The organism is Natronococcus sp. CG52 (genome assembly GCF_023913515.1).
Lineage (GTDB): Archaea > Halobacteriota > Halobacteria > Halobacteriales > Natrialbaceae > Natronococcus > Natronococcus zhouii.
Genome location: NZ_CP099391.1, coordinates 2,623,597 through 2,648,721 on the forward strand (window position 1 = coordinate 2,623,597; position 25,125 = coordinate 2,648,721).

23 protein-coding genes and 1 pseudogene are annotated in these 25,125 nt (G+C 65.2%); 9 read left to right on the forward strand and 15 right to left on the reverse strand.

Features of this window, described 5'->3' with window-relative positions:
- Positions 1 to 609 precede the first annotated feature (609 nt).
- Entirely contained in the window at positions 610 to 1,782 is a 1,173-nt protein-coding gene (locus tag NED97_RS13220; RefSeq protein ID WP_252487492.1) for an MFS transporter, read from the reverse strand.
- 110 nt (positions 1,783 to 1,892) lie between these two features.
- The gene (locus NED97_RS13225) at positions 1,893 to 2,681 is read right to left on the reverse strand and encodes an enoyl-CoA hydratase/isomerase family protein (RefSeq protein ID WP_252487493.1); all 789 of its coding nucleotides are present in this window, start codon (positions 2,679 to 2,681) and stop codon (positions 1,893 to 1,895) included.
- 562 nt (positions 2,682 to 3,243) lie between these two features.
- On the opposite strand from NED97_RS13225, the gene NED97_RS13230 reads away from it, so the two are divergent.
- The gene (locus NED97_RS13230; protein ID WP_252487494.1) at positions 3,244 to 3,660 is read left to right on the forward strand and encodes an acyl-CoA thioesterase; all 417 of its coding nucleotides are present in this window, start codon (positions 3,244 to 3,246) and stop codon (positions 3,658 to 3,660) included.
- Between the two features lie 71 nt (positions 3,661 to 3,731).
- On the opposite strand, the gene NED97_RS13235 is transcribed toward NED97_RS13230, so the two are convergent.
- On the reverse strand, positions 3,732 to 4,181 hold the full coding sequence (locus NED97_RS13235; protein ID WP_252487495.1) for a DUF2062 domain-containing protein: 450 nt from the start codon (positions 4,179 to 4,181) through the stop codon (positions 3,732 to 3,734).
- A 716-nt stretch (positions 4,182 to 4,897) separates the two neighbouring features.
- Here NED97_RS13235 and NED97_RS13240 point away from each other — a divergent pair.
- Positions 4,898 to 6,166, forward strand: a complete 1,269-nt coding sequence (locus NED97_RS13240) for an FtsX-like permease family protein (protein WP_252487496.1) — start codon at positions 4,898 to 4,900, stop codon at positions 6,164 to 6,166.
- Positions 6,163 to 7,389 carry an ABC transporter permease gene (locus NED97_RS13245; RefSeq protein WP_252487497.1) on the forward strand — a complete coding sequence of 409 codons (1,227 nt, stop codon included), beginning with the start codon at positions 6,163 to 6,165 and terminating at the stop codon, positions 7,387 to 7,389. The genes NED97_RS13240 and NED97_RS13245 overlap by 4 nt, the downstream gene beginning before the upstream one ends.
- Before the next feature lie 150 nt (positions 7,390 to 7,539).
- On the opposite strand, the gene NED97_RS13250 is transcribed toward NED97_RS13245, so the two are convergent.
- The 3 genes from NED97_RS13250 to NED97_RS13260 form a co-directional block, all read right to left on the reverse strand.
- The gene (locus NED97_RS13250; protein ID WP_252487498.1) at positions 7,540 to 8,337 is read right to left on the reverse strand and encodes a VOC family protein; all 798 of its coding nucleotides are present in this window, start codon (positions 8,335 to 8,337) and stop codon (positions 7,540 to 7,542) included.
- Between the two features lie 106 nt (positions 8,338 to 8,443).
- Positions 8,444 to 10,201, reverse strand: a complete 1,758-nt coding sequence (locus NED97_RS13255; protein WP_252487499.1) for a Na+/H+ antiporter NhaC family protein — start codon at positions 10,199 to 10,201, stop codon at positions 8,444 to 8,446.
- A 185-nt stretch (positions 10,202 to 10,386) separates the two neighbouring features.
- Positions 10,387 to 11,496 carry an OBG GTPase family GTP-binding protein gene (locus tag NED97_RS13260; protein ID WP_252487500.1) on the reverse strand — a complete coding sequence of 370 codons (1,110 nt, stop codon included), beginning with the start codon at positions 11,494 to 11,496 and terminating at the stop codon, positions 10,387 to 10,389.
- A gap of 200 nt (positions 11,497 to 11,696) precedes the next feature.
- Here NED97_RS13260 and NED97_RS13265 point away from each other — a divergent pair, with 200 nt between their 5' ends.
- A complete protein-coding gene (locus NED97_RS13265) occupies positions 11,697 to 11,900 on the forward strand; it encodes a VNG_1110C family protein (RefSeq protein WP_252487501.1) in 204 nt (67 codons plus the stop codon).
- A gap of 107 nt (positions 11,901 to 12,007) precedes the next feature.
- Positions 12,008 to 13,156, forward strand: a complete 1,149-nt coding sequence (locus NED97_RS13270) for a site-2 protease family protein (RefSeq protein ID WP_252487502.1) — start codon at positions 12,008 to 12,010, stop codon at positions 13,154 to 13,156.
- An 8-nt stretch (positions 13,157 to 13,164) separates the two neighbouring features.
- Here the strand turns inward: NED97_RS13270 and NED97_RS13275 are convergent, their stop codons facing one another.
- On the reverse strand, positions 13,165 to 14,433 hold the full coding sequence (locus NED97_RS13275; RefSeq protein ID WP_252487503.1) for a tRNA(Ile)(2)-agmatinylcytidine synthase: 1,269 nt from the start codon (positions 14,431 to 14,433) through the stop codon (positions 13,165 to 13,167).
- A gap of 159 nt (positions 14,434 to 14,592) precedes the next feature.
- Between NED97_RS13275 and NED97_RS13280 the strand changes: the two genes are divergently transcribed.
- Entirely contained in the window at positions 14,593 to 15,558 is a 966-nt protein-coding gene (locus NED97_RS13280) for a transcriptional regulator (protein ID WP_252487504.1), read from the forward strand.
- A 177-nt stretch (positions 15,559 to 15,735) separates the two neighbouring features.
- On the opposite strand, the gene NED97_RS13285 is transcribed toward NED97_RS13280, so the two are convergent.
- Together NED97_RS13285 and NED97_RS13290 are read right to left on the reverse strand one after the other, a co-directional pair.
- Complete coding sequence (locus NED97_RS13285; RefSeq protein ID WP_252487505.1) at positions 15,736 to 15,981, reverse strand: glutathione S-transferase N-terminal domain-containing protein; 246 nt, start codon at positions 15,979 to 15,981, stop codon at positions 15,736 to 15,738.
- 71 nt (positions 15,982 to 16,052) lie between these two features.
- Positions 16,053 to 17,534 (reverse strand): NCS2 family permease, encoded by a 1,482-nt coding sequence (locus NED97_RS13290; protein ID WP_252487506.1) that lies wholly within the window; start codon positions 17,532 to 17,534, stop codon positions 16,053 to 16,055.
- Between the two features lie 207 nt (positions 17,535 to 17,741).
- On the opposite strand from NED97_RS13290, the gene NED97_RS13295 reads away from it, so the two are divergent.
- Positions 17,742 to 18,404, forward strand: coding sequence for a potassium channel family protein (locus NED97_RS13295; RefSeq protein ID WP_252487507.1), 663 nt, complete (start codon positions 17,742 to 17,744; stop codon positions 18,402 to 18,404).
- Between the two features lie 146 nt (positions 18,405 to 18,550).
- Here NED97_RS13295 and NED97_RS13300 read toward each other — a convergent pair whose 3' ends face one another.
- The 3 genes from NED97_RS13300 to NED97_RS13310 all read right to left on the reverse strand — a co-directional run bounded on the left by NED97_RS13300 (position 18,551) and on the right by NED97_RS13310 (position 21,532).
- Positions 18,551 to 19,618 carry a DNA methyltransferase gene (locus tag NED97_RS13300; RefSeq protein ID WP_252487508.1) on the reverse strand — a complete coding sequence of 356 codons (1,068 nt, stop codon included), beginning with the start codon at positions 19,616 to 19,618 and terminating at the stop codon, positions 18,551 to 18,553.
- Positions 19,619 to 19,691: 73 nt separating this feature from the next.
- Positions 19,692 to 19,967 carry a DUF7513 family protein gene (locus tag NED97_RS13305; RefSeq protein WP_252487509.1) on the reverse strand — a complete coding sequence of 92 codons (276 nt, stop codon included), beginning with the start codon at positions 19,965 to 19,967 and terminating at the stop codon, positions 19,692 to 19,694.
- Positions 19,964 to 21,532: a Na+/H+ antiporter NhaC family protein gene (locus tag NED97_RS13310; RefSeq protein ID WP_252487510.1), complete on the reverse strand. Its 1,569-nt coding sequence runs from the start codon at positions 21,530 to 21,532 to the stop codon at positions 19,964 to 19,966. Before NED97_RS13310 ends, NED97_RS13305 begins: the two co-directional genes overlap by 4 nt.
- 182 nt (positions 21,533 to 21,714) lie before the next feature.
- On the opposite strand from NED97_RS13310, the gene NED97_RS13315 reads away from it, so the two are divergent.
- Together NED97_RS13315 and NED97_RS13320 are read left to right on the forward strand one after the other, a co-directional pair.
- Positions 21,715 to 21,969, forward strand: coding sequence for a hypothetical protein (locus NED97_RS13315; protein WP_252487511.1), 255 nt, complete (start codon positions 21,715 to 21,717; stop codon positions 21,967 to 21,969).
- 68 nt (positions 21,970 to 22,037) lie between these two features.
- Entirely contained in the window at positions 22,038 to 23,045 is a 1,008-nt protein-coding gene (locus NED97_RS13320; protein ID WP_252487512.1) for a glutathione S-transferase family protein, read from the forward strand.
- On the opposite strand, the gene NED97_RS13325 is transcribed toward NED97_RS13320, so the two are convergent.
- The 3 genes and pseudogenes from NED97_RS13325 to NED97_RS13335 form a co-directional block, all read right to left on the reverse strand.
- A complete protein-coding gene (locus tag NED97_RS13325) occupies positions 23,046 to 23,264 on the reverse strand; it encodes a DUF7535 family protein (protein ID WP_252487513.1) in 219 nt (72 codons plus the stop codon).
- A 60-nt stretch (positions 23,265 to 23,324) separates the two neighbouring features.
- Positions 23,325 to 24,125, reverse strand: a complete 801-nt coding sequence (locus NED97_RS13330) for an NAD-dependent epimerase/dehydratase family protein (protein ID WP_252487514.1) — start codon at positions 24,123 to 24,125, stop codon at positions 23,325 to 23,327.
- Positions 24,126 to 24,682: 557 nt separating this feature from the next.
- Positions 24,683 to 24,994: pseudogene (locus NED97_RS13335) on the reverse strand (peptidoglycan bridge formation glycyltransferase FemA/FemB family protein); the annotation flags it as partial.
- Positions 24,995 to 25,125 lie beyond the last annotated feature (131 nt).

Genomic DNA, 25,125 nt, shown 5'->3' on the forward strand with positions numbered 1-25,125 from the left:
GAGTGAAAACAACCCATCACTTACCCGTTTGGCGGCCAGATAGTAGAGCTGAATGCCACCAGCAGAGCTCCAGCACTCACAGTCGGACATCACTGAAGGCCGCTCGGCCATCCACTGTGAGGAGTGTCAGTCTGCCCACCAATCTGCGGGCCAGCAGGCTATTTCATTTCTCCTACTGGATCAACTCACGATTCCCGCGATCGGTTGTGACGACCATCTCGAGCAGTTCACCTCGATCTGCGGGTTGACAACCAAAGAGACAGCTGATCTCCTGGATCACCACCCCGCCGGTGGGATCTGTTGTCCCGGCTGTCGCCTCGCACCGAACAGTTCAGCTCACCCTATGATACCGATCCGAGACGGGGCGATCGTCGTCATGGCCTGTCCGGATCACCGGTCAGAGATCGTTCAGCGGTTCCACACGGGACGCCAAACACGCGACTATCTGACAGCCAGTCTCAGTACTCCCACGAGCTCATCACTGTGACCCTGGGACGGGAACGTCGGTCGAGATTCGTGGATCACCAGACGCGATACGAATTGCCGGGCCGTTCTGCAACGGCACCTCGTTGACTCGATTACGTTGGGCGACCGCCGTGTCCAGTGACATCAGTATCCGAGCTCGAACGTCCAGTTCGCGACGAGCGCGAGGAACGGAAGCAAGAACAGACCGGCGAGGATGAGAAACGCCGTTCCCCAACCGAACAGGTCAGCGAGCAGGCCGACCCCAACCGAGCCGGCGGAGCCGACGACGGTATAGACCGTTCGAACGAGCCCGAAGCCGGCACCTCGTTCAGTGTCACCGAACTGATCGAGAAAGCGCGGGTCGAGCGCCGCAAAGAAGCTCGAGCCCAGGCCAGCCGACAGCACGGCGACACCGACCGTGACGAGGCCCGGTCCAACGACCATTCCGAAGAGTCCGATCGCTCCCGCGACCATCGCCGCGCCGATCGCGAGATCCCGTCCGTATCGGTCGGAGAGTTCGCCGAGCAGGAACTGGCCGACGGTTCGCACGACGAAAAACGCCGAAAAGGCTGCGCCGGCGAGCGTCGCCGAGTAGCGGTGGTAGTCGATCAGAAACGTCGGGAGAAACGTGAGCAACCCCTGGACGATGAACGTTCCGAGCATGGCGATCGCGAGCGTAAAGGCGACCGCCGGCCGCGAGACGAGTTCGCGGAGCGCGGCGAGTTCGAACCGCTCGCGCATCGGCTGACTGGGCCGTCGCGGCTCCGTCGGGCGCACCCGCCAGGCGAACAGTGCGAAGACGGGGATCCCGACGATGAGGGTGAGCGCGACCGCCGGCCGCCAGCCGAACCGGGTGCCGACCCAGGCTGCCGCGACGGGTGCGACCAGTCCCGCGAGCGGGCCGCCGATCGAGTGGATACCCACCGCGCGTCCGAGTTCGTCGTACGTTCGCGACAGCAGCGTCGTCGCGACGGCGTAGTGGAGCCCGGCGACCGATCCAAGAAGGATGGCGAAGAGAACGAACACGGGGAACGCCGGTGCGAACGCCAGCAACAGGCTCGCAATCGCCGTTCCGCCGACGGCAACGAGAATGATCGGCTTCTCTCCGTACCGGTCGCCGAGAACGCCGCTCGGGAACTGTGAGAGGCCGTACGCGAGCCACATCCCCGAGAGGGCGAGTCCGATCTGCGTGTTCGAGACGTCGAAGTCGTCGGCAATGAACGGAATAACCGGGCTAATCGCCATTCGGGCAAAGTAGGTCACGAAGAACGCGAGCAGACAGAGCAAGAGAACTGTCGTTCGGTACCGCCAGCGCATTGATGGGGTCGTCCACTACGTTCGCAGAGGCGCGTATAAGTGTAGTGATACCACCTGCGGGAACCGACGTACAACCCGGAGACTCGGGTCTCGATCCGACTCAACAGCCACTATCGACCGACGAAATCGGGGTCGCCGTCGCCGAAGAACGCCTCGAGCCCTCGTTCGTAGTCTTCCGTCCGCGTCGCTTCCGCGATGGCATCCGCCTCGGCGGCCAATTGTGACTCGAGGCTCCGCTCGTAGCTGTCGGTCAACAGACGGGCCGCAGTACCGAGCGCGCGGGTCGGACCGGCCGCGAGGTCGGCGGCGACCTCGCCGAGTCGATCGTCGAACTCGTCCGCGGGTGCGACTTCGTTCGCGAGTCCCATCGCGACGGCCTGCTCTGGGGTGATCGGCTCGTCTCGGAGCACGATCTCCTTCGCGGTTCGAAGGCCGACGAGTCGCGGCAGGAAGAACGTCGACCCGCCGTCACCGGTCAGTCCGATCCCGGGATACGCGAACTTCAGGGTCGCGTCCTCGCCGAGCACGACCAGGTCCGGCATGAGCGCGAGACTGAACCCGATGCCGGCAGCGATACCGTTGATACCGCCGAGTACCGGCGTCTCCGTCCGGTGAAAGTGGACGATCGCTTCGTGGGCCCGGCCGGCCAGCTCTCGGAGCAGGGGTGCGTCCGATTCGTCGCCCGCAAACTGGGAGAGATCGGCACCAGCACCGAAGAACTCGCCGGCGTGCGTCAACACGATGCACCGGACGGCCGGATCGTCCCCCATCGTCGTCGCCACCGACACCAGCTCGTCGGCCATCTCGAGGGTGAGCGCGTTCCGCCCGGCAGCGCTATCGAGTGTTACCGTCGCAATGCCGTTATCGACCTCGACGGTCAGGTTTTCGTAGTCGTTCATCCGAATCGGCGGTTCGCGACTCGGATTGTTAACTATTGGTATGACTCGTCGGCTATAGTGCCAACTGAAACGGTTTCCACATCGGTCGCACTGTCCGCGGTTCTCGCTCGCTTCGCTCGCTCCGAACCGCGCTCCTGTCGTGCGATCGGGTGTGCACTGACTTTCAGCGGCTACTATAGTATCCGACCAGCGTGACGAGCGTGCCGACCCTCCAGCAGCGGTCACCGCACACCAGCAGGCATCCGTTCGATGCATCTATACTTCCCGTTGTTCAACGGTACCACGGTATACTATGACTCGGAGCTTCGGCGTCAGAACAGGTGTAACTGCTTACGGAATACACCCCGAGAGGACGGGACGCGTTCGCGGCGGTCGGGGTCGCCACACGCAAAGGCGTCGATCGTTCGGCCGTAGACGCCGACGAATTGTCCTCGAGGAGCTCGTCGGGCGGGTTCCGGAAACCCGAACGCCTCGGACGCCCCACGACGTCCGGATCGCTCGCGTCGTCACCACCGTCGACGCGTCCGCTGAACGAGCGGGCACGATCCGATCGTAACTAGCCATGCCGCACACGACTGAAATTACCGTCGACTGGGGCGATACCGACGCGGGAGGACTGATCTACTATCCGCGATTCTTTCACTTCGTAATCATCGGACTGAACGACTACTTCAGGCTCGCTACCGACGACGAACACCCGATGGAGACGTACCGGAGAGACGGCTACGTTCTCCCCGCCGTCGAGGCATCAGCATCGTTTTACTCGCCACTTCGCGCCGGCGATGAGGCCGTCATCGAGACGCGGGTCGTCGCCAGCGGGACGACCTCGTTGACGATCGCGTTCGCGATCACGCGAGCCACGAGCGAGGAGTGCGTCGCCGACGGCGAGGTGTCGTTCGTCTTCGTCGACGAGACGTTCGAGGCGACGCCGCTGCCCGACGCGATTCACGAGTGTATTCGTGAACGTGGGGACGGGTAATGCGACGAAATCAGATAACACGGGTAATCTATCGATAAATACGGAGCGTGTCGCCGGCGAAGAGGCAAACGTCACGACCTGTGCCGACGAACCGCGTGCGCGGTCCGGGAGGCGACGACGTAGCCGACGACCGTAAAGCCGATCGCCAGGAGCACGTTCCCGACGAGCAGCCGCACGAGCACGTCGGCGCCGGCATCGATCGCGATATCGTGGTGACTGATCCCCGGAATCGGGCCGAGCAAGTGCGTCCCGATGAGAAAGCTTGCCACGTAGACGCCGCCTTTCACCACCGGGTTCAGGACCGCGATTGCGGCGACGAACGCGGATTTGTTGGCCCACTCGAACCGGTGTCCGGCCCACGCAAGCACCGGAAGACCAGCTCCGAGGGTTGGGAGCGTGGTGACGAAGATCCCGAGCGCAAAGCTGCCCGCGATAAACCGGGGCGGGTGATCCTCGGCGAACGCCGCCCGGAGTGCATCCCGAACGCGTGTCAGGGGGCTCCTGAATCGGCTGGTGTCCATTGGCTGTCCCCTGGAACTGTCCGAGGGTGAACTTCCCCACCGAGAGACAAAGATCCACGCACCGATCGTGCTGGGTCCGACCACTCTATAGTAGCCGCTGATAGTCAGTGCACACCCGATCGCACGGCTGTCGTGTGATCGGTGTGTAAATCGTTTCAGTTGGTACTATAGTCAGCACCGCGCGCTCGCTGGCGCGGAACAGCGGTCGGACCCTCGCGCTCACGCTCCTTTAGTAACCACGTCCGTTCTGTTGTGACTGCTTCAACGGACATAGACGGGGCTTACTGCGTACGGATCGCTCTCGAGGTGGGGCACCGATACCGAATCGCCTATCGCCCGAACCGGATCATAATACTATTTTGACGGATGAGGAGTGGTGCTGTAGCTCCCCTCTGTATGGGCGGCCAACTGAGGGTAACTGATCAGTTACAATAGCATAGCTGAGCGTTCGTTGTGCCACGATCGTATGATCAGCCATCAGTCGTGGGCGGAGAGACGCCCAAACCCGGTCGAACACGAGATCGCCGACGCGACTGTGCTGCGAAGCGTCCGCCTCGAGGGAGGGGGTTGCGGTTCTCGCTCGAGAGTTCGACGCGGAGTTCGACGTCGAGCACGTAACGAACGCGACGGAGACGGCTCGTAGCGCGTCGTGACACCTCTCGTATTGATCAGCGAACGCAGTGGCCCGTTCAGTTCACGCCAGAGATGAGGGTGCCATGACAACGCGCGATCCGAAAACGGACGATAGTACTTTCGGAAATCGGTTTACCCGGTGGCGCGGCCTCCTCACGGTTGCGCTGGCCAGCGTCCGCACGCGGGCGAAGACGTCCGCGAAGGGACAGACGCTCGCCACGATCTGCATCGTCGCGCTAACAGTCGCGAACCTCCTGCTGGTCACGGGTATCGCGCTCGCGCTCGCCGACGACCCCGTCGATCACGACGCCGATCTCCGAGTCGTCCCCGGTGACGGCGACATCCACTCCTCGGTCACCGGCGTCGAGGGGTCCCGACTGGGTGAGAGTCACGACCGGGCCGCGACGATCGCCGAGCGCGACGGGGTCACCCACGCCACGCCGGTGCTCGCCGAACCGCTCCGAGTCGCGAATCCCGACAGTGACCGCAGTGAGTATATTCTCGTCGTCGGAATCGTTCCCGGATCGGAGTCGACGTCGGTCGCCGGCCTGCCGACCGACGCGCTCGAGCCCGGCGATCCGCACCACGCTGACGGCACCTACGACGGCTCACCGACGGGCGAGATCGTTCTCTCGACGGCCGCCGCCGACTCGCTCGAGGCCGACGCGGACGACTCGCTCACGCTCGAGAGCGAGGCCGGCGATCTCGAGACACAGTACACCGTCACCGCCGTCGAAGACGCCGAACGCGGCGAGACCGAGTCCCCGGTTGCGCTCGTCCATTTGAGCGAACTGCAATCGCTCACCGGCGCTGACGAGGGCGGGCTCGCCGACCGGGTGCTCGTCTGGGGCGAGGACGACGCCGCCCAGGCGGGGGCCGCCGCCGCGTACCCGAACGCGGCGGCGGAGACGGACGGGACCGCTGATATCCGCGCGCTGTTCGGTGACCGACTCGCGCTCGCGACGAGCGCGCTCGCGTTGGTAGTCGCGCTCAGCATCTGTTCGCTGCTGGTCGCAACTACTGCCGGCCTGGCGGTCGAGGCGGACCGGCAGACGCTCGCGACGCTCGCTGCGGTCGGCTTTCCGACCGGAAGCCGACTGGTCGTCGTCGCGGTGACGACGCTGACGACGGCGGGACTCGGGGCGCTGCTGGGTCTGGTTCTCGGTGTCGCCGGGATCGCGGCGACCAACGCCGCTGCGACGGCGACCGTCGCCCCCGAGGCGGTCGCGACCGTCCACCCGCTGTTCGTTCCGTACGCGTTCGGGGTCGCGCTGCTGTCGACGCTGGTGGCGCTGCCGTACCCGCTCGCGCTCGCGGCTCGAACGGACATCCTCGCGGAGGTGAGTCGATGAATTCTCGAGGAGCAGTCACGCGAGCCCGTGCCGTCGTCGGCCTCGCGCTCGCACAGCTTCGGCACTCGCCCGGACGGACCGCGCTTGCAGTGTTCGGCGTCGTGCTGGCCGTGCTCTCCGTCACGCTGCTCGCGGGTCTCGGGATCGGCGTGATCGAAACGGGCCAGGAAAAGTTCGACGAGTCCGGCCGTGATATCTGGATCACCGGGGGCCCCGGCGGGGACGCGTCAGCCGGGGCCGAGAACGAGGTCGTCGATGCGCAAGCCGTCGCAGCCGACGTCCGCGAGCGCGACGACGTCGGCGACGTCTCGACGATCGCGATGCACGACGTCTACGTCGGCCCGGACCCCGAAGCCACCGAGCCGGTCACCGCCGTCGGCATCCAGGGCACCCACACCCACTTCGAGTTCGAGGCGGGCGGGGGATTCGACGGCACCGCGTACGCGGACGAGGATCTCGAGTCCGAAGACGTCCCGTCGAACGTCGTCGTCCTCGATCCAGCCGTCGCCGACCAGCACGACGTCGGTGTCGGCGATACCGTCTACATCGGGGCGAGTCCTCACCACGCGGAGCCCTACACCGTCGTCGGCGTCGGTTCGTACTATTCGGAGTACCTCGGGACGGAGACGGTGACGGTCCAGATCGAGGACTTGCAGTCGACAACCGGAACCGCCGGCTCGAGCCGGGCGTCGTTCATCACGGTCAACCTCGCAGACGACGCCGACCGCGAGGCCGTCGCGGACGAGCTGCAGGCCGACTATCCGGCCTACGATATCCGCACCAGTGACGATCAGTTTGCGTCGATGCTCACCGATCAGCTGCTCGTGGTCGCCAGCGGGATGGCACTCGTCGGGCTCGCAATCGTCGGCGGCGTCGCGCTGACGGCGAACCTGTTCGTGCTGGTCGCCTACCAGCAACGCGAGACGCTCGCGGCGCTGCGCGCGCTCGGACTCTCCCGCGGCCTGCTCGCCGGCATCATCGGCGTCCAGGGCGCGCTCATCGGCCTCCTCGGCGGGGCACTCGGGCTCGCCGTGACGCCCGCGCTCGCATACGGGCTGAACCACCTCTCGACGGCCGTCATCGGGTTCGAACGGCTCGTCCGGACGACCCACGAAGTGTACGTCCTCGGACTCGCCGTCGCGCTCGTCGTCGGCACGGCAGTCGCGGTCATCACCGGCTGGCATGCGAGCCGCTCCGCGGTGCTTGCGTCACTCGAGTCGTGACGGCCGCCTGATCGCAGCCGTGAGTGAAACCTCGTTCGACTGAGGGTGGTCTCTACTCCCGGGGACCCGGTGCTCACCGTGCTGATCGGCGCGTCGCTTCTCACCGCCTCGTTCCGTCTCTCGTAGGAAAAAACCGAACCGCTGCCCGGCTCAGAACGGGAACAGCGAGTCCGCCTCGAGGTCGCGCTCGAGCAACTCGATCTCGTGGCCGTCCTGGTCGCGCGTGAACGCGTACATGTTGTCGTTGCTCTCGGGATCGCGGTAGTCGTCGGCCTCGCGCTCCATGAGCTGGTCCCAGTCCTCCTCGAGGTCGTCCATTCGAACGCAGACGTGACCCCAGGCGTCGCCCATCTCGTAGCTGCGGCCGTCGTAGTTGTAGGTGAGTTCGACCGACATGGCCTCGTCGGCGGCGTCCGCGGGTTCGACGAAGTAGTTCGCGAAGGAGTCGGACTCCCAGCGGCTAACCTCGTCGTACTCGAACTTCCGGGTCCAGAAGCCGAGCGCCTCGTCGGCGTCCTCGACGCGGATCATGGTGTGGTCGAGCGACCACAGTGCGCCCTGATCAGGATCGCGCTTGACGATCTCGATCTCGTGGCCGTCGGGGTCCTTGACGAACGCGTAGCGGCCGCCGCAGGACTCGGGGTCGCGGTAGTCCTCGACGCCCTCGTCCATCAGCTGCTGGTAGCGCTCCTCGAGTTCGCCCTCGGGCACTCGCACCGCAACGTGCCCCCAGGCGTCGCCGACCTCGAGGTCGTCCTCGCCCTCGTTGTGGGTGAGCTCGAGCATCGCGCCCTCCTCGTGCATCTCCTCGGGACCGAGGTAGACGATGGTGAAGCCGTCGCCCTCGTGGCGATCCTTCTCCTCGTACTCGAGGTGGGTCTGGTACCAGTCGAGCGATTCCTCCAGGTCTCCGACGCGAAGCATCGTGTGATCGAGGGTTCCGTCCATACGTGAGAAAACGGTGGCCCGGCGCAAAAGCTTGTGGAAGCCGGCCGATTCGTCGAGCGCCCGCGCCAGTTCCGCCACGCTCCGTTCGGGACGAAACGGCCGTCGCTTACCTGGTGTCGTCCGTCGGTTCGTCGCCGAGATCGCTCGAGCCCGCACCCGAATCCGATTCTGCCGCTGATTCACCGGACTCGGACGCGGCGGTCGATTCCACGGCGGGTTTCACCGGGCCGTCCGTGTTCTCCTGTTCGGCGTTCACCGCCACCGGTTCGATCCCCTTGCGCCGGGCGTCGAACTCGGAGAGCGCGTAGACGAGGCCGACCAGGGTGAGCGCGCCGACCGGCAGAAGGATCAGCGGCGTGATCCGGAAGACGCCCCACACGAGCAGCAGTGCGATCGTCACGATGCCGACCGTGACCGCGTAGTAGAGCTGCGTCCTGACGTGATCGATGAGGTCTGCACCGGTAAACGTCGAGGACAGCACCGACGTGTCCGAGATGGGGGAGGTGTGGTCGCCGAAGATAGCTCCGGAGAAGATCGTACCGACGACCGCGGCGACCATCGTGTGGTCGTTCGTGAGCCCCCAGGCGACCGGGATCACGATCGGCGTCAGGATCGCCATCGTCCCCCAGGAGGTCCCGGTCGAGAACGCGATGAACGCCGCCGTCAGCAGGACGACCGCCGGTAGCACCGACGCGGGGAGCTGATCGCCCACGAAGTCGGCGACGTAGTCGCCCGTCTCGAGGGCCGAGACGACCTCGCCGATCCCCCACGCGAGCACGAGGATGGAGACGGCGGTGAGCATGATGCCGAAGCCGTCGATCGTCGTATCCGTCGCCTCGCCGAAGTCGAAGATGTCGTAGACCTTCCCGAGGATGAACCCCGAGACGACCATCGCGAACGAGCCGTAGATCAGCGCCGTCGCGTAGTCGGCCTCCGTGACCGTCTCGAACAGAGTCGCCCCGGGCTCGTAGCCCGTCAACAGGGCCGCGCCCAGCGTGACGACGATGAGCACGGCGACCGGTACGAAGAAGTTCACCAGTCGGGGGTTCGCAGCCGATGGAGCGCCGAGATCGGCCTCGACGTCCTGCATCGGCTGGGCGTCCCCGCGGTAGACCTTTCCGGTGCGCCAGGAGCGGTGCTCGGCGTCGAGCATCTCGCCGTAGTCCCGTCGGGTGGCGACGATGATCGCCACCATCACGATGGCGAGGATGGCGTACATGTTGTACGGGATGGAGTTGAGGAAGACCTCGAACGCCGAGGGATGCTCCTCCAGTCCGAGGTCGTTGTAGGCGTCGGCGATGAGACCGAGCTGAAACGCGACCCACGACGAGATCGCGAGCGTCGCCACCGGCGCCGCGGTCGAGTCGACGATGTACGACAGCTTCTCGCGGGAGATCCGGAGCTGGTCGGAGACGTCTTTCATCGCGCTCCCGACGATGGCCGTGTTGGCGTAGTCGTCGAAGAACATCAGGATACCGAGCAGCCAGGCGGCCGCTCCCGCCCCGCGCGGGGTCTCGATCTTCGAGAGCGCCCAGTCCCGGACGGCGTAGGAGCCGCCGAGGTTCCAGATCATGGCGACGCCCGAGCCGAGCAACAGGGTGAACAGCAGGATCTGTGCGTGAAAGCCCTCGTCGGCGATGATCGCCGCCACGATCCAGTCGAACGTCGTAACCAGGCCGAAGCCGGACGCAGCGACGTCGCCGAGCCAGCCCGTCGGATCCGCGAGCGGATCGGGGCCGCCGGCGTACAGGATGCCCCCGGACCAGATACCGAGGAACAGCGACAGCACTGCTTTTCGTGTAATGATCGCCAGGGCGATCGCTAGCAACGGTGGCAGAAGCGAGAGTACACCGAACTCGGACATGTGCTACTGTTCGATACAGCTCAGTATAAATACTGTCGTGTTCGGAAACTGTTCCGGAACGGAGGCAACCCCGAACGACCCCGTCACCGACGGGTGGTGGTCACCCGTCACGGCGTCTGTCAGGACGGTCCCGGTGGAGACGGTCGGTCGAAGATCCGGTCTCGAGAACTCGTCCAGCGAGGTCGCTACCGCCGCAGGATCAGCTTCAGCACGTCCTCGTCCTCGAGCACGTGATCCTTTCCGACCTGCTGTTCGTCGTGGGTCGCGCTGGGGCCGCTGACGCGGGCGAAGCGGAACCGCTCTTCCATCTCGCCGCCGAGTTTCTCGACCGCCTCGCCGATGGTCGTTCCGGACTCGACGACGAGCGGTTCCTCCCAGTCGATCCCTCGGCCCGGCTTGTCCATGTAGACCCGGATCAGGTCCAGGTTATCCCAGATTCGGTCCTTGAGCGCCTCGAGCCCCTTCTCCTTCTCGGCGCTGATGAACGTGACGTCCTCGGGGTCGAGGTCGCGCTCGCGGAGCTGGTCGTCGACCTTCTCCTTGTAATCGGTGTCGATGAGGTCGACCTTGTTCACGCAGGTGATCGACGGGATGTACTCGCGGTTCTCCATCAGTCCGTCGATCAACCGGTCGATAGTGACGGTTTCCTGCAGGTTCAGATCGGCGTTGACGTACCCCTGGTCGCGAAGCACGTCGGAAATCGTCTCCTCGTCTAACTCCTGCTCCGTGCTCGAGGTGATCTTGATGCCGTCTTTGATTTTCGGCCGCACCGTCACCCGAGGCGGTTCCCGGTCGACGCGGATGTTGATGTCGTACAGCTCCTCCTGCAAGCGGTCGTACTGGTCGATCTCGAACACCGACAGCATGAAGATGATCAGGTCGGCGTTCCTGACCACTGCGAGCACCTGTTGACCGTCGCCTTTCCCCGATGCTGCGCCTTCGATCAGCCCAGGTACGTCCAACAGCTGGATGTTCGCCCCCCGGTGACTGAGCATGCCGGGGTTGACGTCCAGCGTCGTGAACTCGTAGGAGCCCGTCTCGCTCTCGGCGTTGGTCAGCGAGTTCAGCAGTGACGACTTGCCGACGCTGGGAAATCCGACCAGCGCGACGGTCGCGTCGCCGTGTTTCTCGACGGAGTAGCCGGTTCCGCCGCCCGACGAACTCTGGTTTTCGAGTTTCTCCTTCTTCTCCGCGAGCTTGGACTTCAGCCGACCGATGTGCGCCTCGGTTGACTTGTTGTAGGGCGTATTGGCGATTTCCTCCTCGATCTCGTCGATCTCGTCCTCGAGCCCCATTTGTCTGTATTCAACCGGTCGCACCGAAAAACACTTTCCATGCGGCCCCGCAGCCCGCCCCGTCGCGGTGGCTGTCGCCGACTCGGAAGTGCTATACGGACCCGCGAACGGAACCGGATGATACCACTCGGTTCCGATACCAATGATGGTTAGAATTCGACACGCATATACCGCGCGCGAAAGATCGTTCGAATATACGAATGCCGGAACCGTCGCAGCTGCGCGATAGCACGCAGATCGTGCTCCCCCGCGAAACCGTCGAGGGGCTCGAGCCGCAGCTCGACGATCGGTTTACCGTGACCGTCTTTCCGGAGGACGAGGACCACTACCGAATCATCGGGAGCCCGGTCGAGATCAAGGAGGCCAGCGAGTTCCTCGCTCGTCGCGGGATCAACGTTCCCTGATTCGCTGTCGCAGCTCTTCTCGTGTTCGCCGTTCGACGTCACAACTCACGACGAGCGGTGCAGAAACCGACGGCTAAAGTGAATTCGGATCCTCTGCTGCGATCATCATGCGAAATTACCGAATCACGAGCGTCTGGGGGATCCCGATTCAGCTCAACATCTCCCTGGTGGTGTTCCTCCCGGTTCTCGTCTGGTTGATCGCTGCGAGCGGTCAGATCGACGTGTACGCCGCGATCATCGACGATCTCTCGCCGGCGGGACTCGACGTCGACGTGCTACAGGAGGGAGCGAACCCGTGGCTGATCGGGACCGCGGCCGCGATCGGTCTATTCTTCAGCGTCGCCGTTCACGAACTCGGCCACGCGTACGTGGCTCGCCGGTACGGAATCGGTATCCGATCGATCACGCTCTGGATCTTCGGCGGACTCGCGTCGCTCGAGTCGATGCCCCGCGAGTGGAACCGAGAGTTCTGGATCGCTATCGCGGGACCGATCACGAGCGTGCTGCTCGGCGTCGCCTTCGTCGGCCTGTTACAGGTGATTCCCGCCGGACTCCCGGTCGTGCTGTTCGTCGTCGGCTGGCTCGCCGTCATCAACGTCGTCCTCGCGATCTTCAACATGCTCCCGGCCTTCCCGATGGACGGCGGCCGCATCCTCAGGGCCCTGCTCGCTCGCTCGCGGTCGTACGCCGAGGCGACGCGAACGGCCGCGCGCGTCGGGACGTTCTTCGCGTTGCTGTTCGCAGTCGTCGGCGTCCTCTCGTGGAACCCGGTACTGATTCTCATCGCGCTGTTCGTCTACGGAACGGCGACGACCGAGTCGCGGACGACGATGCTCGACGAACTTCTCACGGGCGTAACCGCAGCGAACGTGATGGACGCGTCGGTTCGAACCGTCGGCGCCAACGACACCGTCGCCGACTTCACCGACCGGATGCTCCGCGACCGACGGAGCGAGTACGTCGTTCTCGACGACGGCGAGATCGCCGGTCTCGTGACGCTCTCGAGTCTGAAACGGGTCGACCGCGACGGTCACGAGTCGACCACCGTCCGATCGGTCATGAGCACCGACGTCCCGACCGTCGAACCGACGATGCCCGCCTTCGACGTGCTTGTGGCGATGCGGGACGGGCCGCTGGTCGTCGTCGTCGAGGACGGAGACCCCATCGGAACGGTCTCCCGCGGCGACCTCGGCAGGGTCATGGAACTCCGGAAACGGCTCGGAACGGACCAGCCGACGGATCGGGTCCCGATGTGAAGCGGCCGCTACCGTTCGGGATGTGTCGGCGCGTCGAATCCGCCTCGAACCAGCGGTTTCGCGATGTGTCGGCGCGCACAGGGAGGGACCTCGTACCAGCCCTCCTCGAGGTCGCGCTCGAGCGGGACGGTCGCCTTCTCCGCGGCGCTCGTTCCGCAGTCTCGACACCGATAGCCCTGGTTCCGGCCGGCGCTCTTCATCGTCCGCCCGCAGTCGGGACAGGTCGGCGTGACGCGCTCGGTCGTCACGAGGTCACGGATCGCTAGCTTCTCGAGTTTGAGCGTCCCCCGCGACACCTCGCCGCAGGCGGTGATCCGGTCGCCGACGCGAACGGCGCGCACGCGGTTGCGGAACCGCTTCGTCGGCTCGAAGGCGGCGCACTCGAGCGGCGGCCCCTCGCCCTCGAGCGTCACGAAGACGTGGCCGCCCCGCCTGGTCTCGGGATCGCTCGCGACTCGGCCGTCGACGCGGTAGGCGTGGCCGTCCCGAACGGTTTCGAGCGTTCCGTCCCGGAGGTGGACGTCGGTTCCCTGGTTCGTCACGAATAGCTGGCTCGAGACGACGGGTTCGCTCTCGATGCGGTCCGCGACGGCCCGGACGGCGTCCGCGTCGTCGCCCCTGATCCCGTACAGGATCGGACCGGGCGTGTGCGGCACGCAGACGGAATCGTCCTCGCCGCGGTCGACGGTGTCCCAGACCGTCGGATACGCCCAGTTCGCCGCGGCGAAGACGCTGTCGCGGTCGATGTCGCGCGGCGTCCCCCACCGTTCGGGTTCGCGGTAGGAGATGTGCTCGGCGGTCCAGTCCTCGAGGGCGCGCCAGGCGCCGATCGCGGCCAGGGCGCCGATCCGGCCGCGACCGTTGCCGGCGTGCCACGCGCGGTAGCCGTGACGGTCGATCAGCGTCGTCGCGTCGGCGCGCTCGAGGTGCGTCCGGATCGCGCGGCGGGCGAACGCGCGGACGTCGTCCGGTGCGTCGTCGGGCCCGTGATCGGCGACGACCAGTCCCGGATGCGTCCGGTCGTCGGCCGTCTCCGCGAGGGACTCGAGGCGCTCGCGAGCGACGGCGAACGCGCGGTCCGGGTCGCAGTCGGTGTGGATCGCCAGCGCGGCGTTGCCGCGAGTCTTGTACTCGACCGCGGGGTTGAGTCGGACGAGCAGCAGCCGCGAGACGGACGCTCCCGTCCGTCGTAGCCGCTCGGCGATCTCTCCGGCGACGTAGGTCGTACACATCCCGCGCTCGCGGGAGTCGGTATCGTCGAGGCCGACGACGGTCATCGTCGGTGGTTGCCGGGCGAGCGAGTAACCGCTTTCGGGACGAGCGTCCGGGCAAAGCCAGCTATAAAAGTATACTGGCGGTAACAGATCGAATCGCCACCCTGCACCCGGACGAGGCGGGGACAACGCTCATATAGCTGGAATCACTTACGTATCCGTATGTCCCGATCCGCACTGGTCGGCAACGTCACCGCGATGCTGGAGGACGCGGGGTTCGTGGTCAGCGACCGGTGTGCGATTCGACCGAAGAGCTTCGATATCGCTGCACGCCGCAACGAGGATCTGTTGCTCGTGAAGATCCTCGGCAACATCGACGCGTTCAACGAGGAGACCGGCCACGAGATGCGTCGCCTCGGAACCTACCTCCAGGCGACCCCGCTCGTTATCGGACTCCGCAGCCGCGACGAGGACCTCAAACCCGATGTCGTCTACTTCCGACACGGCGTCCCCGTCTTCAGCCCCGACACGGCGTACAACCTGTTCATCGAGGACGTCCCGCCGCTGATCTACGCCGCGCCCGGCGGCCTCTACGTCAACATCGACGGCGACCTGCTCGCCGACGAGCGCGAGGACCGCGACCTGAGCCTCGGTCAGCTCGCGAGTCAGCTCGGCGTCTCGCGGCGGACCGTCTCGAAGTACGAGGACGGGATGAACGCCTCCGTCGAGGTCGCGATGGCGCTTCAGGAACTCTTCGACGCGCCGCTGACGAGCCCCGTCGACGTCCTCGAGGGCGCCGACGACGTCCACGAGAGCGAGTCGACGCCCGACGATCCGGCGGCCGATCCGACCGACGAACGAGTCGTCGCCGTGTTCACCCGGGCCGGTTACCGGGTTCACCCGACCGCTCGGTCGCCGTTCAAAGCGGTCAGCGAGGACGAGGACGACAGCGGCGTCGTTCTCACCGGTCACTCCGAGTTCACGAAGGCCGCCGAGAAGCGCGCCCGGATCATGAGCTCGATCGGCCACGTGACGCGAACCCAGTCGGTCTACATCGTCGACCGCGCGAAACGCGACGCCGTCAACGGCACCGCACTCGTCGAGCGCGACGAACTCGAGGAACTCCGCGACGCGGACGACCTTCGGGCGGTCATCCGGGAACGCGCGGAACACGAAGAGGCAGCCTGATTCTCTCCGGCGGTTCGACGGTAGTCGGCGGCGACACTCCTGTGAAAAAGGGAGACGCAGGAATCGTCAGGAGCCGTCGCTCAGCGGTCCGAACAGCGTCGTCGTTCGTTGCGGTAGAACTCGAGAGGATTGGGAGTGAAAACGAATCGCGACGCGAAACGCGCTACGGTCGAACGATCAGGCGTACGTTTCCTCGAGATACGTGACGATATCCTCGCTCTCGTGCATCCCCTCGACGCCCTCGGCCTCGTCGGTGATCACCGGAACGCCGGTCTGGCCGCTGACGCGCTCGACCTCGGTGCGGTCCCCGTGGGAGCGGGGCACCTCGATCACGTCGTAATCGACCTCGAGATCGTCGAGTTTCGTGCGGACTTTCGCACAGTACGGACAGCCGGGGAGTTCGTACAGCGTGATGTCAGCCATAGCGGCCAGTAACGGATAGACGGCCAAGAGGTCTCCGGTAGGATACCGAATTGCCGCAACCGCGGGCGGAGTCAGAACGTAACGGTCCCCGCCTCGACCGAGAAGTAGACGACGAAGTAGACGATGAACGCGAGCGCCAGTACCCACTGGCCGGGCGAGACGTCCCGGCGTTCGCCCGTCGCGGCCTTGAGCAGCGGGTAGCTGATGATCCCGGCGGCGAGACCGTTCGCGATCGACGTCGTCAGCGGCATGATCGTGATCGTCAGCCCGGCGCTGATCGCCCAGGCGGGATCCTGCCAGTCGATGTCGGTGACGCCCTGCAGCATGATGATCCCGACGACGATCAGCGCCAGGTAGGTGGCGTACTGGGGAATCGCCTGCATGAGCGGGACGACGAGCAACGCGAGCGCGAACATCCCGCCGACGACGAGCGCCGTAAAGCCGGTCCGTCCGCCCTCCTCGAGGCCGGCCGATGACTCGATGAACGTCGTCACCGTCGAGGTTCCGATCATCGCGCCGACCGTCGTCCCGACCGCGTCGGCCATCAGGGGCTTCTCGATGTTCGGCAAGTCACCCCGTTCGTCGAGGAAGCCGCCGATCTGGGAGACGCCGATGAGCGTCCCCGCGGTGTCGAAGAAGTCGACGAAGAAGAACGTGAACACGACCAGCGCGAAGACGAGCGGATCGTCGGTGATCATTCCCAGTCCGTCGACGAATCCCCAGAACAGCGGGGTGAAGTCGTACTGGACGGACGTGAGCATCGAGACGATCCCCTCGTTCGTGACGTTGTCGTAGGACCCTTCGGGTGTGAGTACGCCGGGGGAAACGAGTCCCGCGAGCGTGAGGCCCCACCCGGCGGCGGCCGTCGTCAGGATGCCGATGATGATCGAGCCGCGCAGGCCGCGGGCGTACAGCAACAGCGTCAGGACGAGACCCGCAAGCGAGAGCGCGGCGACCGGGCTCTGGAGCACGTTGCCGAGCGTGACGAGCGTCGCGTCGTACGGGACGACGAGTTCGATCTCCTGCAGTCCGAGAAAGAGCAGAAAAATACCGATACCCGCTCCGACGGAGAACTTGACGGGCTCCGGGAACAGTTCGATGACGTACCGTCGCGCGCCGACGGCGGTGAGCGCGATGAAGATGAGTCCTTCGACGAAGACGGCCGCGAGCGCGAGTTGCCACGGAACGCCGAGGATGACGACGACGGTGAACGTGAAGAACGCGTTCAGTCCCATCCCCGGCGCCAGTCCGAACGGGCGATTCGCGTAGAGCGCCATCACGAGGATCGCGGCGATCGACGCGAGAATCGTCACGACGGCGATCATCTGGAAGATCTCGCCCTCGCTGTAGACCGTTCCGTTGATCAGCGCCTCTCCCTGGAACTCCCCCGTCTCGTGGTTCCAGAGGATCGCCTGGCTCAGGATTGCCGGGTTGACCACGACGATGTACGCCATCGCCAGGAACGTCGTTACCCCGGCGATGATCTCTGTCTGTAAGTCGGTATCGTGCTCGTCGAATCCGAAGTAGTCTCCAATGCTGTCGGAAGCCCCCATATTGGATGTACGAGCATAACCAGACTGCTTAGTTAAAGGTTCCCGTCTCGGATCGAGGCATCTTGAGCACGTTCGTGGATACACCTCGAGCGATTCGGTCACGGACGAGAGACGCCGAACGACGCGCCTGACGGATCCGTTCGCGGATCCTCGAGACGGACGGCGTCGAACGAACGTATTTGTCCCCCGAGCGCATACCTGGGAAGCATGAGGTTTGTCATCGTGGGTTACGGCCGAGTCGGATCGCGGACGGCGCGTATCCTGACCGAAGAGGGACACGACGCCGTCGTCGTCGAGAAGGATCCCGACCGGATCGACCGCGCCCAGACCGACGGGTTCGAGACGGTCCAGGGAGATGGCGCCGACGAGGAGGTGCTTCTCGAAGCGAGGATCGACGCTGCGGACGCGATCGGTGCGTTCACGCCGGACCTCAACGCCAACTTCGCGGCCTGTATGGTCGGCAACCACCACGACTGCCGGACCGTGTTACGGATCGACGAGGACTACCGCGAGGACATCTACAACAAGTACGCCGAGGACGTCGACGAGATCATCTATCCCGAACGGCTGGGCGCGGCGGGCGCGAAGACGGCCATGCTCGGCGGCGACTTCAACGTCGTCGCCGACCTCGCCACGAACCTCCAGTTGACCGTCCTCGAGATTCGCGAGGGATCGCCCGCGGTCGGAAAGCGGATGAGCGAACTCGAGTTACCCGAATCCGCGCGGATCTACGCGCACGGTCGTGCTCGCGAGTCGCTGACGATTCCGCTTCCGGGAACCGAACTGGACGTCGGCGACGAGGTCGCCATCATCACCGAAACGGATAGCGTCGACGACGTTCGGGCGTCGCTGTTACCCGCGTCCGCCTGATCGGTGAGAAAGGGGGATGGAGCAGGTGGCGCACGGGCGCGACCGGAGTGGGGGATGGGTATCGTCCAGTTCGCGCCCAGTAGTTCCATCGACGGTGTTCGTGATAAAACCGCGTCAGACGGCCGGATGACGCGAGTCAGACCAGTTTAGCCGTCGTCCTCGAGTCGGAAAACGAGAACGTTCTGGTGGACCATCGAGGGGACGAACGAGAACGGGTAGCCGTAGACGTGGAGATCCTTCGTCGGGTCGTACCAGACCAGGTTCGCCGCGAGCGTCAGCGGCGCGGTCGACTCGATCGCCTGCGCGAGATCCGCCGAGAGGAACTCGTAGGACTGGTCTCGGTACATGTCGCCGATGAAGACGACCACGTGGCCGTCCGGCGTGACCGCGTCGGCGAACCGGTCGAACTTCTCGGCCATGTCGGCGAGCCACTCGGCTTTCGTCCCGGTCTCACCGTCGTCGGTATTGCCCGCGGCTTCGTCTCCGTCCGCAGTCTCGTTTTCGTCCGCAACCTCGCCCGCGTCGAACGCGCCCAGTTTGCTCTCGCGCGTCTCGCGCTCGTTTCGCGTCTGCTCGAGTTCGTCCATGTGCCAGTACGGGACGTCCGTCAACAGGAGGTCGACGCTGTCGTCGGGGACGTCCTCGATCAGGTCGGCACAGTCGCCGCGGCGAAGTTCCTGCTCGGCGAGCGGCGGCTCCTCGCGGGCCTGCCGTTCCTCGTTCTCGCACTCGAGGACTTCCCCGTAGAGCTCGACCCAGCGCTCGTTGCGCTCGAACCCGATCGCCTCGCGGAGTCCGGTCCCCTCGTGTTCGCAGAAGCTGGCGCCGAGCAAGGTGCCGCCGACGCCGGCGAAGGGATCGAGGACGGTGTCGTCGGCCGTGCTGAATCGACCGATCAGCTCCGCACAGAGCCGCGGCGGCTTCTGTCCCCCGTGTTCGCTCCGCAGACCGTGCTGGACGTCCGGCGGGTAGCTCTCCGCGATGACGGACTTGGTGGCGTACTTCCACTCCTTGCCGGTGAGGTCGTTGATCCGGTTTCGCTCGTCGTAGATCCCTCGCCCCTCGACGTACCGCTGGTGGTCGGCGAGCTGGTCGGTGTCGATCACGTCGCCGTCCTCGACCGGCAGGGATTCGTCTCGAGCGCGCTCGGCGTCGAATTCGCCGTCGTCGTCCGTGAAGAGCCGACTCTGACGGTGGCTGTCCCCGTCGTCCATATGTCGTGTGCGAGTGCTCTCACCCGGCGTACTTAAAATCGCGTTCCTCGATCGAGGCGCGGACGGCGAGCCGTTACCCGGTGTAGGAGCTCTCGCCGACGATCTCGAGGAACTCGCCGCGGCCGGTCGCAGTCGCGCTGTCGAACTCGGTCACCCGAACGCGGACGCGCTTTTCGACCGTCTCCGGACCCGCACCGTTGACGACCAGGTGGGTGTCACCGATGTAGACGTGTCCTTCGTTGTTACTGTTCGACTCTGCGACGAAGACGTCGAAGACGTCGCCCTCGGTGAGCGACGGACTCGTGTCGCGGAACTGCCATCCTTTGAAGTACTTTTTCAGGAAGCTCATATTCGTGCCACCTCTTCACTTTCGCGGTCGATGATGTACTCGCGGCCGAAGCCGGTGAGTGCCGCCACCACGAAGACGGCGACCAGCAGCCACCCCTGGAAGACGAACGGGACGACGTCGATCGGCGTCACGAGCATATCGGTGCTGAACCAATCGTACTGTCCGGGGAGGTCCTGCATCGCCGTATAACCGGCGAGGACGCCGCCGGACCACGGGAAGATGTAGCCCAGAGCAGCCGTCTGGGCGTCCAGGATGTTCGCCCGCCGGTAGCCGTTCAGGTTGAACCGTTCGCCGATCTTCGAGATGTACGGTCCGATCGCGACCTCCGCGGCCGTGTTGATCGTGATGACGGCGTTGATCAGCGCCGCGGAGCCGACCATCGTGAGTTCGGCGTTGCGAACGTTCGTCGCGAGGTTCTCGATCGACCAGTCGAGAATCGCCTGGAACGCGCCGCCGCGGATCATGATCTGTGCCGCGGCGATGATCAGCAGGACGAGAATCGCCAGCTCGAAGAAGCCGGCCGCGCCGTTGATCAGGCTCCCGCCGACGCTGACCGCGTCGGGATCCTCGACGATCGTCAGAATCGGGAGGAACTCGAGCGGCTCCGCCACTGGCGCGTCCTCGGGTGCGTTGAACATGACGATATCGCCGAACGACATCAGCCCCAGGACGAGGCTGAACGCTGCTGCGACGACGATTCCCCACGAGATCGCCTCGACGATGTGGCGCCCGGCGATCGCTGCGCCGATCACGACCCCCATCGAAACGAGGTGGATCAGGCCGACGGGTTCGCTCTCGGCGACCAGGATCTGTTGGGCGTCGCCGCCGATCTCGAGGCCGCCCATGAACTGCCCGGCAACGATGTAGCCGACGAACGCGATGATCGCAGCGACGATCACGTACTTGAATCGCGAGGCGACGACGCCACCGATGTCGGAGTCCTGCGTAACCGCACTAACGATCGTCGTGTCGCTGACGGGTGCGAGGTTATCGCCGAAGATCGCCCCCGAGAGGATCGCGCCGAACAGCAGGACGGGATTCGCTCCGAGCAGGATCCCCGCGGGGAAGAACAGGGTGACGAACGCGATCGCCGCGCCGTATCCCGTCCCGATCCCGGTCGTAAACAGCGCTGCGAGGACGAACGTGATCGCCGGGAACAGCGTCGCACCGATCCCGCCGACGTCGGCCAGCCAGACGAGACCGTCGACGAATCCGCCGTCCTGTAGGATCTCGGCGAACATCCCGGCCCAGATCCAGGCGACGATCGCCGTCACCGCGACAGGCTGGGTCATCCCCTCGAAGATCGTGTTCGCGTAGGTTTTCCAGTTTCCGCGAACGAAGAACATCCCGAGGATCAGTCCGACCAGGATACCGACGACCAGTCCGCCCGTATCTGAGATCCGCCAGAGGGCGGTCTGGGCGATCGCCCAGACGATGAAGAACCCGATCGGGATCGCGCTCATGCCTCGACCGCCGTAGAACGTTATTCGCGGCTCGTCGTCAGTTCCCTGGGTGAACGACTCACTCGGATCCGACTCACCTGGCTCGCCGTTGTCAGTACTCATCGTAGCACACGACAGTAATACTCGAATTATACCGGATAAATGTTACCGAACGTCGACTGAGGATCTAACGGCGGTCTAACATGTGGTTTCTTCGCCCTACTCGAGCCGCTTGCGCGCCGCCACCACGTCGCAGCCGCGCTCTCGAACCGGATTTTTACGCCGGTCGGCCGAAGGTATGAGGCGTGTCGCCGCTCGTCGGTTCGGTCGCGCTTCTCGTCGCCACCGTACTCGGCCTGCGGGTCGGCGTTCTGGGCGTCGCCGCGCTCGTCCAGTCGATGACCGTCGATCTGGCCGTAATTCCCGGGCTGGCGTGGCCGGCAGTACTGACCGCCGCTGTGACGGTGTTGCTCGCGACCGGTCGACGGGTGACCCGACTCGAGAGCGCGCTCCTGATCGCGCTCACGGCGGCGTACTGGCTCGTGAACGCGGTCGGCTGACGGGACCCGCGGCCGGTAACACTGGGGTTAGGAACGAGCCTTTCACCGTCCGGCGCGTACGATCGGGTATGAACACGCTCGTCGACGGCGAGTGGCGGACAGACGCGTACGAGACGACCGGCGACGACGGTTCGTTCGAACGTCAGGAGACGACGTTCCGAGACTGGGTCCGCGACGATCCCGACGCGGAGTTCCGGCCCGAGGCCGGCCGCTACCACCTCTACGTTTCTTACGCCTGCCCGTGGGCCCACCGAACGCTCGTGACGCGCGCGCTGAAGGGACTCGAGGACGCGATCTCCGTCTCGGTCGTCGATCCGTACCGCGACGAGGACGGCTGGCAGTTCACGCCCGACAAGGAGGACTGTACGCGAGATCACGTTCACGGCGCCGACTACCTGCGCGAACTGTACGTTCGGGCCGACCCCGACGTCACCGCCCGCGTCACCGTGCCGGTTCTCTGGGACAAGCGCGAGGACACGATCGTCAACAACGAGTCGAAAGAGATCATGCGGATGCTCGACACCGAGTTCGATTCGGTCGCCTCGCGGGACGTCGATCTCTATCCCGAAGGGTACCGGGAGGAGGTCGACCGGATCATCGACGAAATCTACGAGCCGATCAACAACGGCGTTTACCGGGCCGGATTCGCGACCAGTCAGGGGCCGTACGACGAGGCGGTCGACGACCTCTTTGCGGCGCTCGACCACTGGGACGACGTTCTGGGCGACCAGCGCTACCTCGCCGGCGATCGGCTCACGGAGGCCGACGTCGCGATGTTCACGACGCTCGTCCGGTTCGACAACGTCTATCACACGCACTTCATATGTAACGTCCAGTACGTCCGGGAGTACGAGCACCTGTGGCCGTACCTTCGGGATCTTTTCCAGACGCCCGGTGTCGCACGGACGGTAAACGTGGACCACATCAAGGAGCACTACTACACGACCCATCCGGACGTGAACCCGCACCGGATTATCGCCCGCGGACCCGACCCGGCGTTCGACGCGTCCCACGACCGAGACGAACTCCCGGGGTCGCCGCCCTCGGGACTCGAGGCGGCGAGTGCGGGCGACTGATCAGGAGTCACCCGGCCGACGACCGGACTCGCGGCGCCACCGCTCGAAGCTGTGTTCCTCTTCGTCGACGAAGAAGGCCCGCCAGACGAGCCAGCCGATCACGAACAGCGGCAACACCGGGAGAAGAACGATCACGACGAGCGCCGCGGCGATGTACCCGAAAAGGGACATCTGGCTGTTCGGACCGTAGCCCGTCGACTCGGACACCCTTGTTGACATGTGCGAGGGTAGCACCGTCCCGATATTCCGTCTTTCGATCTCGAGAACGCCCGCCCGCTCTCAGGGCGCCTCGAGTCCGTTCCGTCCCTCCTCGTCGTCCGCGAGGACCTCGGCGGCGTCGTCCCGCGGCTGGTAGCCGAGTTCGAGCATCGTCTCCGAGAGCGAGAGGAACCGCTCGGCGTTCCGAGAGATGCCGTGGGCGGTCAGCGGTGTCGTTCGGAGCGACCCCGTCGCGGCCGCGCGGATGACCCGCCGGCAGTCGCCGGGGCTGAGCCACATCGCCCGGGCGTAGCGCTCGCCGGCACCGTCGCGGTCGGCGACCTCGCCCCGCAGTTCGTCGCGCGTGAGCAGCCAGCCGATCCGGAGGTTGACCACGTCGAGACCGTGACGCTTCGCGTAGTAGTGGCCCATCGCCTCGCCGAACACCTTGCTGACGCCGTAGTAGGTGTCGGGTGCCGGGGGATCGTCGGGCCGCACGACGTCGGGGGCCCCGTTCGTCGACTCCGGCCGCGTCGGCGAGACGGTGTTAGCCATGTTGACGGCGTGGTTCGAACTCGAGAAGACGACCCGCTCGAGGCCGTTCTCGGCGGCGGCCGCGAAGGCGTTGTAGACCCCTTCGACGTTCGGCCCCGAGACCGCATCCCACTCGGCCCGGGGGTCCGGGTTGGCCGCCAGGTGGATCAGCACGTCCTGGCCCTCGAGCGCGTCGACGAACGCCTCGCGCTCGGTGATCTCGATGGGCGTGGTCTCGAGATCCTCGGACTCGCTGTGAGAGAACAGCGTGAGATCGTCGTCCGGGAACGCCTCGATCGCCTGCCTGCCGACGTTGCCGGAGGCGCCGGTGATTGCGATCTTGGTCATAGAGAAGCGTCACCGTCCGGGTGGAAATAGGTCTGGCCGGCGCGTTCCGGGATCGTATCGGCCGAAGAGTGGGGGCACGGTTTTTGGCCATTTCGGTCGTCCGTTCCGTATCCGCTCCGGTCTCGGCCGGCACTCTCGAGCGCGCGATCGAAAACGGACAACGAGTACCGGAGTCCGATGGCGACGGCCGAACCGCTCGAGGCCGACCGCGACGCGTTCGTCGTGGAATTTTCCTCGGGTTCGAACTCCGGCCGACGACGTCCCGTCTCGCCGTAAACGGTCGAGGGCCGTAGCAGGGGCCATTCGATCCGGGTGCATCGATCATTCTCGGATCCTGTCTCTCGCCGTAACGTATTTTGGACGGCTCGTGGTGGTCTCTCGTGTACGCGTGTCCGGGTTGGGGTAGTGGCTATCCTTCAGCCGTGAAGGCTGAGACGCGTAGTTCGATTCTCGCACCCGGACCTTCCGCGACCGCTCGTGCGAACGCGAGTCGTCGGCTGGTTCTCCGAGAGTCGGGACGGCCGGTTTCGAAGCCGTGGACGGGAACGAGAACGGATTCAGTTGTAGCGGTAGGGCCAGTACAGCGATCTGCCGGTCTTGACCAGTTTCCAGAGAACGCTGCAGCCCCGTTCCCAGACGAGGATCGGTACGATCCGTCCGCCGAACCCTTCTTTGAATCGGAACACCCCGTTCTCGAAGCTCGAGTTCGTACTTCCGAAGTCGTAGGTCTCGTACCCGTTCTCGATCCCCCACCGGATCGCGCGATCGTAAAGAAGCTCCGACGCGTGATCGTCGAAGTATTCGCTGGGGACGGCCGCGAAGAAGCCGTGGACCGAAGACCGCTTCTCATCGAGCAGCTCGAGGAACCCGTTGAAGACGTCGGCCGCGATTACCGTCTCGGCGTCGCCGGGACCCTCGTCCTCGAGTCCGCGAACCGGCAGCGTCGACAGAGCCGGCCGGGCGTAGTCTACCACACCGGTTGGGCCCACTGACTGCACAC